We start from the raw sequence: 12289 nt of genomic DNA on the forward strand, positions 1-12289 counted from the left end.
AGGTCGTTCATTTTACCCCAGCATGCACTAGCTAGATGACTCGCCCACCTGCGGTAGGCAAAAAACATCTAAGATTTTAACTCTAACTATTCTTTACGCGTGGTTAGACTGGGCTTGTCAACGGTCTAACCCAGAATAGTTAAAAGAATAATTAAAGAATAGTTAATAACGAAAGGTTAATTATACATGGCAACAAAGAGAAAAGAAGCACTTTTAACTTCTATATCAATCACACAATACTTTGATACGACTTATTGGAAGAATGACTGGGATGAAGAACTAATAAAATCCGAAAATGTCGAAAAAATTCTTGAAGAAATAGTCAGAAGAGCTAGTGAAGTAGCAACTGTTTCCGAAGCATACGTAATAAAACACGACAAGGACACATCCATCGGCTTTGACAGTGTAACTAATTCAACAACCTCCAAACTAAAAGAACCTCATATCCATGCCTTACTAAAATTTTCAAAAGGTGCTACACTTACCGATTTAGCATTAAAAATCGGATTAGAACCTCAATATCTTGAGAAAGCTAAATCTGGTAGATATGGCTACGATAACTTGTTAGCATACTTAATTCATGCAAAAGATAAAGATAAGTATCAATATTCCCCTGACGAGGTATTCACTCTGAAAGGTAAAGACTACTTAGAAATTTATCACGAAAGACATCTAAGCTGGCTTAAAGGAAAAGCAAAAAAAGAGGTAAAACAAACCTACAAAGATATTGACTTACTTATCGATAACATTCTGAACGGAAACATCACCAAAAAGGAAATGCTTCTGAATAAAGACTATCACATGCTTTATGCAGTTCATAAAAGCAAAGTAAACGAAGCTTTTCGAACAATCGGGGAAATTAAAGGAACTATGACACAGCATGAACTGGAAAACAAGAAGTTCAAGAAGACAATCTTCTTTATCTTTGGACTTTCAGGCCTAGGAAAGACAAAATTTGCAAGGACGCTAACTGAAAGTCTTATTCAGTTAGCAAAACTGAATGATCAAAACTGGCAATCAGTCTTGACCGCAGGCACTAACATGTTTGATGAAGTAAACGGAGAAGAAATCCTACTACTTGATGATGTTCGAGGAGATAGCTTAACCGCTTCGGACTGGCTGAAACTATTAGACCCCTATAATATTAGTCCTATCTCAGCACGTTATCAAAATAGATTAGGTGCTTCTAAAGTCATTATAATCACAAGTTCTAAACATCCTTTGAGTTTCTTCTACCATGCTAAAGGAAACACTAACGAAGATTTATCACAATACATTAGAAGAATCGCTCATCTAGTAACCTTAAGGGGAAATAGTGACAACGTTACTTTCCATGAATCACAACCTAAACGAACTATAGACAGAGTTGTGAAAATTCCAGGCACTGACCAAACGATATCATTATCTTACGATTTCACACCTGACAACGAAGCAGCAAGTAAAGAAGAATTACTATCCATGTTAGTATCTACAGTTGGACTATATAATCAATGGGATTTATGGGAGTACGACAAATCAAAAACCCCGTCCAAAACTGTGACGAGCGAGGACGAGGTTGCAGATAATCAAGAAAAGTAAGTAGGGTATCTCTTGATACCTCTATTATACCATACATTGGAGGAACAGATGCAAGTAATTCTACCAGATGAAGAGGTTCAAAAAATTCAGCACCTACTCGCTGAACTAATCCAGAAAGAAATTGAGAAGAAGTTGCTCAATAGTAACCTTGGAAGCCCATTTTTAAACAAACAGCAGGCTTGCCACTACTTGGGTATCTCAAACAATACACTAGATAGTTGGATCAAACGAGGACTGCCTACAATAAAAATAGGCAAGACTATACGATTTAATAAAGAGGACATTAATTCATGGCTTTACTCACAAAACTAGAAATATCTATATTTTTGTTTTATAATAGTCATGATATTTTCTGGTTCGATACACAAGGAGAATATCATGACTAGCATTAGTAAGACAAAGAACGGAACTTACCGCTTAAAAGTCTATATCCCAATTGAAGCACGAATGCCACTTGGTCTTGTTAATAGCAATTATTACGATAAGAGATTCAAAACGAGAAAGGAGGCAAGGCAAGCTGAGATAGACTTGCTTATCAAGTTAAATCAAATAGAAGATAATGAGTTTACAGGACTAGCAAAAGGAGATATTCTTTTCTCAGACTTCTATAACAATATCTGGTGGGACTCTTATAAAGCAGGACAAACTACATCCACTTCTAAGCCACCAAGCAGGTCAACAGTTGCTAATACCAAAACATGTTTTGAAAAACATATACTACCACTTCTTGGAAACTATACGATACAGTTTCTAAATCAAAATAAGCAAGTTATCCTAAATCTAATGACATCTAAGGCTAATGAATATGCAAACTTCAAATCTTTACGTAGCTATGTGATTTCCATTTTTGACTGGGCAGAAGAACTTGAGTATATCGAAGCTAATAAAGTTGCAAAAATATTAAGAAGAATAAAGGCCACTAAAAAGATTCAACTTGCAGAGGCAAAGAGAGAGGAAGATTTATATCTAACTCATGAACAACTCCAAGAATGGTTCTCAGCATTTCAAGAAGATTTAGAGAATGATAAAATAACCCTTAAAGATTATGTCCTATTTTATCTCACTTTTTTCTTAGGCGATAGAAAATCTGAAACCTATGCTCTTCAATGGAAACATATCGATTTTTCAAAATCACAGATTCAGCTAATTCAAGCTTTAGATAGATATGGACAAGTAAAATCTACTAAGGGAAATAAGAAGACTATTTTCTCTATTTCTAATGACTTACTTCAGCTTCTTACCTCTTGGAAAGAGCAACAAAAACATGAACTAGCAAAGTTTGGCATCATCAGTAATCCAGAACAATTTGTTTTTACATATATTGACACAAGAGGAAACATCAACAAGCCTTTACATGCTGACTATCTAAACAATAAAATGAAAAGCATCAGAAAGCGACATAAAGAGCTGGCACATGCTACACCTCATAAACTGCGACATACAGGAGCAACGCTTGCTAAACAAGCAGGAATGAGCTTAGAAGCTATTTCTGAGGCTCTAACACACAGTGACACAGGAACAACACAGATTTATGTAAATACTTCTAATGTAGTTCCTATGACAGTAGGTGAATTTGCCTTACAGTCTCTAAAACAATAAGGTGAAAATAAGGTAAACTTTGAGGTGAACTTTTTCAAAAAACATAAAAAAAGCACCCATGAGGTAAACTCTTGAGTGCTTTGAAACGTTGATATAATCGTATTGATTAACGTTTTGAGAATTGTGATGCTTTACGAGCTTTCTTAAGACCTGGTTTCTTACGCTCAACTTTACGTGAGTCACGTGTAAGAAGTCCTGCGCGTTTCAATGAATCGCGGAAGTCTGGGTCTACTTGAAGAAGGGCACGAGCGATACCGTGACGGATAGCTCCTGATTGACCAGCGTATCCACCACCTACAACGTTAACGAAAACGTCGTATGAACCTACAGTTGAAGTAACTGCGAATGGTTGGTTGATGACAAGACGAAGGTCAGCGTGTGGGATGTACTCTTCAACATCTTTTTTGTTAACAGTGATTTTACCAGTTCCTGGAACAAGGCGAACGCGTGCAACAGCGTTTTTACGACGTCCAGTACCTGCATATTGTGCTTGTGACATACTTTATTGTTCCTTTCCTTAGATAAGTCCTGAAATATCAAGAACTTCTGGTTGTTGTGCAGCGTGAGTGTGCTCAGCTCCAACGAATACTTTCAATTTCATACCTTGAGCGCGGCCAAGAGTATTGTGTGGAAGCATACCTTTAACTGATTTCTCGATCAAACGTACTGCATTTTTAGAACGAAGTTCACCAGCAGAGATTGATTTCAATCCACCTGGGTGGTTTGAGTGAGTGTAGTAGATCTTATCAGATGCTTTTTTACCAGTCAATTTAACTTTTTCAGCATTGATAACGATTACGAAGTCACCTGTATCAGTGTGTGGTGTGAATGTTGGTTTGTTTTTTCCGCGAAGTACGCTAGCAACAACTGCTGAAAGGCGTCCAAGAGGTACATCAGTTGCGTCAACAACGTACCATTTGCGTTCTACTTGGCCTGGTTTAGCCATGAATGTAGTTTTGTTCATGATTTCTCCTATATGAATATCGTTTTTGTTTACAGGGCGGATGTTCCGGTCCGCAAGTTATTTGAAAGGTTCCGGGGCCTTACAAATGGGGTAAACAATACCGTCTACTATTGTATCAAAATTCTCAGATAAAAGTCAAGAGATTGGGAAAATATTTTTTTATTTCTGCCAGATTCTCAACCTTTTTTCTGCCTGTTCCTGAAGGATTGTTTGAAAAATTTTAGAGAATAAGTAAATAGCGCAAGTCAAGAATAGCGTTACCACTAGATAATTGATCAAACGACCGTGGTCTCCAACCAATGGTGGTCTTGTCAAAAATCCATAATCTCCACCTGTTACTAAATTAACCACGAAAATCAAGGCATTGAGCGAAGACGTGATCATTAGGATTCGTTTGAAATCCAGTAAACTAGCATCGTAGTCCTTCAGGAGATAAATCAAGGAATTTCCAAGAAGGGCTAAGTGTCCGAAAATAAAGGACAGGATGGCAATGTGGGGGAAGGGATAAGGATCTGGCACTGGATAAATAAAAGCTGCCAAAGGTCCAAAGGTTCCCAATACAGCAAAATACTGCTTGACTCTAGATACACCCGGGGTCAAAAGCACTACAAACATAGCCAAACGGCAATGATAAAAGGGAAGACTTTCTGTTAAAGGCATCTGATTAACCAAATACCATCCGTAGAGCAGGATTAGCTGTACCGCCTGTAAAATCTGGAAAAATCGTTGACAGACTTTTTTCTCACCATAACGGTAGGCAAGAAATACAGTCAATGCTAATAAGGTAAATAGACTTCCATACCAAAGAAGGTCAAATTGGGGTGGCTCCGTCGGCTGCGTACTAAATAAAGCATCCCAAAAATTCATGTAACTTTCCTCATTTTCATATAAGCTAATCTCTTACTGATTTTTATAGAGCCTAGCTTACATTTATTTCTTATATTTTTGTGTTCCAAAGAAGCTAGTAGCCTTAATATAAAACAAAGCTTCTAATCGACATATTGTTCCCTCTCACCCTGATAAACCTGCCATAGAATATCCATTTGTTCCTTAGTTATTCTTTTTTCAGATAAGGGAGGGAGAGCCGAAATGTCGAAAAATCCTAATTCAGCAACTTCTTGATTTTCTTGAAAGTCCCCATCCAATAGTCGACAATCAAATACAAACTTGGCATACTGCTTACTCTGCATTTGAAAGCGATTGGTATCAAAAACTGCCAATAAAGAACCTACTTCTGCAAAAAATCCTGTTTCTTCCTGGATTTCTTTCCGAATATTCTCCTTAGGAGAATAGCCAACTTCACCAAATCCTCCTGGCAAAGCCCAAGTATCCTCTCCTTGTCCTCTAACCAGGCAAATCTTCTGGTCTTGAACAATCCAAGCCCTCACATCCATCAGGGGAGTTGCATAGCTAGCTGTTGGTTTTAAGATCGCAGTCAATTCCTCTTGATTAATATCCGTGGTCTCCTGCAATACGTTCGATAAAATCTGACGTAAATCCTCATAACGTTCACGGTCAAAAGTGTCCTTTGTATAGGTCAAACCAGTATCAGTGATGGCCAACATTCTCTGTATAGCCTTGGCAAAATCAGTTGCGCTCATTTTCTAAACTTTCTACTAGCTTAGCTAGATTCATAGAGTTCGAACCTTTAAGCAGAATCTGGTCTTTAGCTCCAAGACTTTCCTTGACCTGCTTGACCATAGCTTCAAACTGGTCTTCCTCAGCTGTTTTCTTGAAGTAGTAAACATGACCGATTGGGAACATTTGACTAGCTAATTGAGCCAAGTCAGCGATGTCTTCGCCATAGAAAATAACGGTATCAAGGACATCGGGTGTAATGCTCAAAATCATCTGATTATGGAGTTGAACAGACTGGTCTCCAAGTTCTTTCATGTCCGCCAGAACCGCGATTTTCTTACCACCTTCATTAGCTGGAATAGCAGAGAAAGTTTCTAAAATCAACTTCATAGCAGTTGGATTGGCATTGTAGACATCTGATAGGATATCCGCACCGTTGGCTGCTTTTTTCCACTCGGTACGATTACGGGTCAATTCAAGATTTTGGAAGGCTTGACGGATTTGCTCTTCAGTCACTCCTTCTTGCAGGGCAACGTAAGAAGCTATCATAGCATTGGTCGCATTGTACTTACCAGTTACTGGCAAATCAAGGGATTTCTCCAAGAAATTAGCCTTGAAGGTTAAGCTATCCTTACGCTCAGTTAGTTCTGTAATTTCGAGTTCTGCACCTGGGCCAAAGCGAACCACTTTTTGCTCAGTAGGTAGATAATCATCTACAATGGGATCAGATGGCGCCAAAAGTAAGCTACCTTTCTCCATACCATCAGCAATCTGTAATTTACCTTTGGCAATCTCTGAACGGTCCTTAAAGAAAGCCAGATGAGCTTCTCCAATCAAGGTCACGATAGCTGTCTTTGGATGAGCTAGTTCAGATAGGAGATGGATGTCTCCTAGGTGATCCTGTCCCATTTCCAAGACCAGCTTTTCAGTATCATCTAGCATATGAAGAACAGTGTAAGGGAGGCCAATCTCGTTATTGTAGTTCCCTTGCGTTTTGTAGGTTTTGTAGCTTGTAGAAAGCAAATGAGCCAACATATCCTTGGTAGTAGTCTTCCCATTCGAACCTGTAACAGCAAAGACATCTACTCCCGTCTTTTGAAGGTAATAGGCTGCAAGAGTTTGAAAGGCAGTCAAGACATCTTCTACCAAAACATAAGGATGGTTTGCTACTTCCTTTTCTGATAAGGTTAGAGTAGCGCCGTTTTCAAAAGCCGTCTCGATAAAGTCATGACCATCACGCGCCCCCTTGAGTGGCACAAATAAATCTCCAGGTCCAATCAAACGGCTATCAAATTCTGCCTTAACTAGCGGACTATCCGGATAGACTGATACGTCATTTTTAGCACCAACAAGACGCGCAACTTCGTGAATCGTAAGTTTCATGTTTACTCCTTTAAAAAGGGGCAAGGAGTCCTTCCCCGCCCTTATGTCTGTCTTTACAATAGGTGCGCTTCACGCTTGTCAAAACTCTCTTTAGCAAGATCAACTAAACGTTCAATTAATTCTGGATAAGAAATTCCCATATTGTCCCAAAGCAATGGATACATAGACCATTGGGTAAATCCTGGCATAGTGTTAAGCTCATTTAGGAAAACTTCTCCCTTATCTGTATAGAAGAAGTCGCAACGTGATAAGCCAAGTCCACCAATAGCACGGAAGGCTACTTCTGCATTTTTTCGCATGACTGCTACCACATCATCGCTAATCTTGGCTGGAATATCCATAGTAATCTTATTGTCGATATATTTGGCATCGTAGTCATAGAAGGCTACGTCCTTGATAACTTCACCAGGTAGAGTGCTCTTGACATCATAGTTTCCTAAAAGTCCAACTTCGATTTCACGCGCATTGACTCCCTGTTCTACCAAGACACGGCTATCGTACTTGAAGGCAAGCTCTAAAGCTTGGCGAAGTTCCTCTTTATTTTCAGACTTAGAAATACCAACACTAGAGCCCATATTGGATGGTTTGGTAAAGACTGGGTAACTTAATTTTTCTTCTACTTCTGCAATCTTAGAAGCCAAATTATCCCCTTCAACAATAGCTACGTAAGGAACTTGGGCAATCCCAGCAGACTCTAAAACACGCTTGGTTGTAATCTTATCCATAGCAAGGCTTGAAGATAGGATGTTACAGCCAACATAAGGCATTTTCAGAACTTCTAAGAAACCTTGAACAGAACCATCTTCTCCCATAGGTCCATGAAGAACTGGAAAGACCACTGCGCCTTCTTCATAGATAGCACTTGGAGCAATTTTCTTGTCCCAATCGATCGTTTCATTGGTCATGAGACGTTCATCCTGCCCAGGAGTTTGGCTAAATTCTTGGGTTTTGATGAAATCACCAGACTGGCTGATAAAGAAGGTTTTTACTATGAAGCGATCATAGTTAACCGCACGCATGACACTCTCAGCTGACAAGACAGACACTTCACGCTCTGCACTGCGCCCACCATATAATAGAATAATTGTTTGTTTCATATGATTGTCCTATTTCTACTAGAATACTCGCCTTTTAGTATATCACATTTGTCTATTTTTTTAAACTTGTATAGCTAAAAACAAGAAAAGAGCCTGAATCAAAATGGGATTCAGGCTCTTTGTACTTTTAAATGATTATCTGCTGCTAGTTCATTGCCTCTATCGTCAATCTTACAGACTAGAGTTCTGTACGATTTTCAATGGCTCTTAGGAGTGTTACTTCGTCCGCATATTCGATGTCTGCTCCGACTGCTAGACCTCGCGCTAGGCGCGTAACCTTAATTCCAGCAGGTTTAAGAAGTCGAGAGATATACATAGAAGTCGCTTCACCATCAGCTGTCGCATTGGTTGCCACGATGACCTCCGAAACCTCGCTATCCATGAGACGAGTCATGAGACTTTTAAGATTGATATCGTCAGGGCTAATCCCATTCATTGGTGAAATGAGGCCGTGCAAGACATGGTATAGTCCATGGTATTCTTGGATATTTTCCATAGCCGCCACGTCTCGACTATCCTCTAATACTAGGATAGTTGATTGGTCACGGCTAGGATCAGTACAGATGGAACAAGGATCATCATCCGTCAGACGTCCACAAACAGAGCAATAGGTCAATTCTCGTTTAGCTGCTAGAAGATTTTTAGCAAATTCATTGACATCGTCATCAGACATCCCAATGGTATAAAAGGCCAGTCGGGTCGCTGTCTTAATCCCGATACCTGGAAGTTTAGAATAGCTGTCAATCAACTTAGCAATAGGTGTTGGGTAAAGCATGGCTTCCTTTCTAGTTCATTGGATGGTGTTGGTTGTATAGATTAATAATGTCGCGAGCAATAGATGGACCGACACCGTTAGTTAGGTTGGTATTGTGAGGGAAAACAACCGCGACTGCAATCTGCGGATTATCTGTCGGTGCATAGGCCACGGCATTAGTATTGTTGGCTTTTTGACCACCATTGACGTAACTTTCGGCTGTACCGGTTTTTCCACTGATAGAGACTGCTGCCCCATTTGAAAAGGCACGACCAGTCGTAAGGGCACTTGTCCCGTGCGATACCTGGTAAAATCCTTGTTGTAGGATGGACATGTCAGATTCGGAAATATTAATTTTATTCATTTCCGTGCTGTCATTTTGCTTAATGAGTTCTCCCAAACCACCTTGTTCATTGTTGTCGTAGACTCCTTCCACGATATGAGGAGCTAAGCGAACACCATTATTGGCAATCGTTGCTACATACTGAGCTAGCTGCATCGGCGTGTAGTTATCGAACTGTCCAAAAGCATTATTTAGATAATTAGCCAAATCAAAGTCTTTAGGGATAAACCCTGTTGACTCATCTGGTAGGTCAATTCCTGTAGAAGCTCCCAGACCATATTCACCAAAGGTCGAACGTAATTTCGCCATAGCAGACTCAAGATTGCTGGTTCCTACTGTCATATTAGGCTGATAGGTTTGCCCCATAATCCCTAGAGCGGTTTGGACCATGTAGGTATTAGATGAGTATTCCAATGCCTCGACAGCTGTAATCGGGAAGGAACCGTAAGAAAGGGTGTACCATGAATTGATTGGTGCAGAACCTTGAAAGACGATTGGTTGATCTGTTAAAGTTTGATTGCCTGATAAAACACCATTTTCCCAACCTGAGCTGATGGTTGCCGCCTTAACGACAGATCCTGGAACAAAAACGTTGGTCACTGTACCTAGTGAGTCTGGAGTCAATTCACCAGATTCCAGATTGTGCTTGATCCCTGACATGGCTAGAACAGCTCCTGTCTTAGGATTGATGGCAACCGCATAGACACCTTCCGAATATTGGGCACCTCCGTTAGCAAGCTCAGAATTAAAATAGCTTTTCAAAAGGCTATCCACACTATCTTGGAAGGCCAAATCAATGGTCAGTTTGATGTTTTTACCCTTGCTACCTTCCTCAATATTTTCTACACTTTCCATATCTCCATGTTTGTCGAGATGGATTTCTTTAACAGTACGTTTCCCTTGTAGGACTTCCTCATATTGTTTCTCAAGGTAAGAGGTCCCAACACGGTCATTGAGGGAATAACCTTTTTTAAGATAGGCGTCCACTTCCTCAGCTGGAAGACCTGATTTTTCACTGGAAACACTTCCTACGATAGAAGCAAGAGAAGTTTCAAGGACCTTGCGATCCCACGAAGTGGAGATGCTAATCCCAGGTAACTCTTTAGATGCAGAGGCAATTTGAGCGACTTGAGTATCACTTAAAGGATCTGTTTGGATATTGCCTGTTGCAAAATTTCCAACTGCATTGAGCTGACTAAAGAGATAAATAGCCTTCTTTTCATCCTCTGTATAATTAGTTTGGCTAGAGCTAACACTCTTAACAGCATTGTTATAAAGATCCGATTCAGAAAGTTGATTACCATCAGAATCAAAACGCTTATCTTTGGGTAGGGCCTCTACCGTTTTTTTATAAACTGCTGGATCAGCTAGATAATAGTCAGCAATTTGACGTTCTGTCAAATCTGGAGAGGATACCGTCACATAAGTTAATAGTTTAGCAGAAATATCCTTTAAATCAGTCGCTGTCATCTTATTGCTTCGTGTGAAAGCAACTACTTGTTTAACCGTATTTTCTACCAAAGGTTTTCCAGCTGCATCATAGATTTCTCCACGAGCAGACCCCGTTGTTACTCTAGTTTGGCTAGCAGATGCTAACTTGGCTTCATAGAAATCCTTATTTACAAATTGCATATAGAGCAAGCGACCAATGATGGTCATGAAGAGCAAAATAACGATTGCAAACAATAAATTAAGCCGAGTCGGTATCGAATGGCTATTAAATTTTCTCATACAAGGCAGTCTCATTTCTAATCAAAATCTTACTCTTCATTGTACCATAATTTGATGAGAAAATTATGGAAAAAGAAAAGACTTTTCCTTTTTATCCAAAAAACAAAGCAACTGTGGTATAATTAAAATGAGCGCTATTTTATAGATTTCATTGATAAAAATTTTAACAAATAACTACAAGGGAGGCCCATGAACAAGCAAGACATCTCTACGATTATTGATCTTCACTTTGAAGAAATGACCGATTTAGAGCAAGAGATTGCCCGCTATTTTTTGCAGGCAGATACCATTCATGATGACTTGTCTTCTCAGCAGGTCACTCAAAAACTTCATATTTCTCAGGCCGCTCTCACTCGCTTTGCCAAAAAATGTGGCTTTACGGGTTATCGAGAGTTCATTTTCAAATACCTACAACAAATTGACAACCTTTCAGTCCCTCAGCAGGATATGAACCCCTTGACTCAACGAGTCTTGAGAAGTTATACAAATATCCGTGAAATGTCTCAAGAATTGATTGATGATGACCAACTGGAGCGCATTGCCCAAATGATTGATCAATCAGAACGCGTCTATTTTTTTGGGACTGGAAGTTCTGGCCTCGTTGCACGTGAGATGAAATTGCGTTTCATGAGACTTGGAGTCGTTTGTGAGGCTTTGACAGATCCAGATGGTTTCGCCTGGACAACCAGTATCATCGATGAAAAATGTTTGGTCTTTGGCTTTTCCCTTTCAGGAACAACTCCATCCATCATTGACAGTCTACTAGACGCTCAAGATATGGGGGCTAAAACTGTTCTTTTTACTAGTACGCCTAGCAAGGAAACTCAGGAATTTACAGAAACTGTACTGGTAGCAAGCCAGAGTCAGGCTTCCTATATCCAACGCATTTCTGCCCAACTTCCTATGTTGATCTTAATTGATCTACTCTATGCTTATTTCCTAGAAATTGACCGTGAGAGTAAAGAAAAAATCTTTAACAGTTATTGGGAAAATAAAAAACTAAATGGCTATCGTAGAAATAGAAGGTCTAGATAAGCCTTCATCCCTATCAAGTAAACAAGCATATGAGTAACCAGCGATTAAAGTCGCTGGTTTTTAGTTTGCTCAAGTCCTATAACTGATGACTTATGCACATAGAACTTTACACCTGATTCTTGATATAAAAAAGCGAACAAGACCAGCTTCTGTTTATCAGAAAACTCGTTTTGCTCGCTTTTTATAATTGAGATTAGTTATTGGTTCCAATCTCTAAAGTTTGGACA

The 12289-nt window shown here is 39.5% G+C and carries 12 protein-coding genes; 4 read left to right on the forward strand and 8 right to left on the reverse strand.

The window, feature by feature from the left end; genetic code table 11:
• Positions 1-186 precede the first annotated feature (186 nt).
• From RRU92_RS00240 to xerC, 3 genes are all read left to right on the forward strand, one after another.
• On the forward strand, positions 187-1578 hold the full coding sequence (locus RRU92_RS00240) for a Rep family protein (protein WP_125416922.1): 1392 nt from the start codon (positions 187-189) through the stop codon (positions 1576-1578).
• 48 nt (positions 1579-1626) lie between these two features.
• Complete coding sequence (locus RRU92_RS00245; RefSeq protein WP_001196066.1) at positions 1627-1890, forward strand: helix-turn-helix domain-containing protein; 264 nt, start codon at positions 1627-1629, stop codon at positions 1888-1890.
• Between the two features lie 66 nt (positions 1891-1956).
• On the forward strand, positions 1957-3177 hold the full coding sequence (gene xerC, locus RRU92_RS00250) for a tyrosine recombinase XerC (protein WP_000200847.1): 1221 nt from the start codon (positions 1957-1959) through the stop codon (positions 3175-3177).
• A gap of 106 nt (positions 3178-3283) precedes the next feature.
• On the opposite strand, the gene rpsI is transcribed toward xerC, so the two are convergent.
• The 8 genes from rpsI to pbp2b form a co-directional block, all read right to left on the reverse strand.
• Complete coding sequence (rpsI, locus tag RRU92_RS00255) at positions 3284-3676, reverse strand: 30S ribosomal protein S9 (RefSeq protein ID WP_000075973.1); 393 nt, start codon at positions 3674-3676, stop codon at positions 3284-3286.
• A gap of 18 nt (positions 3677-3694) precedes the next feature.
• Positions 3695-4141, reverse strand: a complete 447-nt coding sequence (gene rplM / locus RRU92_RS00260) for a 50S ribosomal protein L13 (protein ID WP_001044622.1) — start codon at positions 4139-4141, stop codon at positions 3695-3697.
• A gap of 159 nt (positions 4142-4300) precedes the next feature.
• Positions 4301-5008: a TIGR02206 family membrane protein gene (locus tag RRU92_RS00265; protein ID WP_315639842.1), complete on the reverse strand. Its 708-nt coding sequence runs from the start codon at positions 5006-5008 to the stop codon at positions 4301-4303.
• Positions 5009-5130: 122 nt separating this feature from the next.
• Entirely contained in the window at positions 5131-5742 is a 612-nt protein-coding gene (locus RRU92_RS00270; protein ID WP_315639844.1) for an NUDIX hydrolase, read from the reverse strand.
• A complete protein-coding gene (locus RRU92_RS00275) occupies positions 5729-7102 on the reverse strand; it encodes a UDP-N-acetylmuramoyl-tripeptide--D-alanyl-D-alanine ligase (protein WP_315639845.1) in 1374 nt (457 codons plus the stop codon). The genes RRU92_RS00270 and RRU92_RS00275 overlap by 14 nt, the downstream gene beginning before the upstream one ends.
• A 53-nt stretch (positions 7103-7155) precedes the next feature.
• Positions 7156-8199 (reverse strand): D-alanine--D-alanine ligase, encoded by a 1044-nt coding sequence (locus RRU92_RS00280; RefSeq protein WP_075231527.1) that lies wholly within the window; start codon positions 8197-8199, stop codon positions 7156-7158.
• A 178-nt stretch (positions 8200-8377) separates the two neighbouring features.
• Positions 8378-8974: a recombination mediator RecR gene (gene recR, locus RRU92_RS00285; protein ID WP_315639846.1), complete on the reverse strand. Its 597-nt coding sequence runs from the start codon at positions 8972-8974 to the stop codon at positions 8378-8380.
• A gap of 10 nt (positions 8975-8984) precedes the next feature.
• Complete coding sequence (pbp2b, locus tag RRU92_RS00290; protein ID WP_315639848.1) at positions 8985-11042, reverse strand: penicillin-binding protein PBP2B; 2058 nt, start codon at positions 11040-11042, stop codon at positions 8985-8987.
• A 174-nt stretch (positions 11043-11216) separates the two neighbouring features.
• On the opposite strand from pbp2b, the gene RRU92_RS00295 reads away from it, so the two are divergent.
• Positions 11217-12062, forward strand: coding sequence for a MurR/RpiR family transcriptional regulator (locus tag RRU92_RS00295; protein WP_075231529.1), 846 nt, complete (start codon positions 11217-11219; stop codon positions 12060-12062).
• Positions 12063-12289 lie beyond the last annotated feature (227 nt).

The organism is Streptococcus sp. DTU_2020_1001019_1_SI_AUS_MUR_006 (assembly GCF_032340315.1).
Classification (GTDB): Bacteria; Bacillota; Bacilli; order Lactobacillales; family Streptococcaceae; genus Streptococcus.

Bases quoted from the DNA above. Each gene is read 5' to 3' on its own strand.
- rplM (WP_001044622.1), bottom strand. From the start codon at position 4,141: ATGAACAAAACTACATTCATGGCTAAACCAGGCCAAGTAGAACGCAAA.
- RRU92_RS00240 (WP_125416922.1), top strand. From the start codon at position 187: ATGGCAACAAAGAGAAAAGAAGCACTTTTAACTTCTATATCAATCACA.
- RRU92_RS00245 (WP_001196066.1), top strand. From the start codon at position 1,627: ATGCAAGTAATTCTACCAGATGAAGAGGTTCAAAAAATTCAGCACCTA.
- RRU92_RS00275 (WP_315639845.1), bottom strand. From the start codon at position 7,102: ATGAAACTTACGATTCACGAAGTTGCGCGTCTTGTTGGTGCTAAAAAT.
- RRU92_RS00280 (WP_075231527.1), bottom strand. From the start codon at position 8,199: ATGAAACAAACAATTATTCTATTATATGGTGGGCGCAGTGCAGAGCGT.
- recR (WP_315639846.1), bottom strand. From the start codon at position 8,974: ATGCTTTACCCAACACCTATTGCTAAGTTGATTGACAGCTATTCTAAA.
- pbp2b (WP_315639848.1), bottom strand. From the start codon at position 11,042: ATGAGACTGCCTTGTATGAGAAAATTTAATAGCCATTCGATACCGACT.
- xerC (WP_000200847.1), top strand. From the start codon at position 1,957: ATGACTAGCATTAGTAAGACAAAGAACGGAACTTACCGCTTAAAAGTC.
- RRU92_RS00295 (WP_075231529.1), top strand. From the start codon at position 11,217: ATGAACAAGCAAGACATCTCTACGATTATTGATCTTCACTTTGAAGAA.
- rpsI (WP_000075973.1), bottom strand. From the start codon at position 3,676: ATGTCACAAGCACAATATGCAGGTACTGGACGTCGTAAAAACGCTGTT.
- RRU92_RS00265 (WP_315639842.1), bottom strand. From the start codon at position 5,008: ATGAATTTTTGGGATGCTTTATTTAGTACGCAGCCGACGGAGCCACCC.
- RRU92_RS00270 (WP_315639844.1), bottom strand. From the start codon at position 5,742: ATGAGCGCAACTGATTTTGCCAAGGCTATACAGAGAATGTTGGCCATC.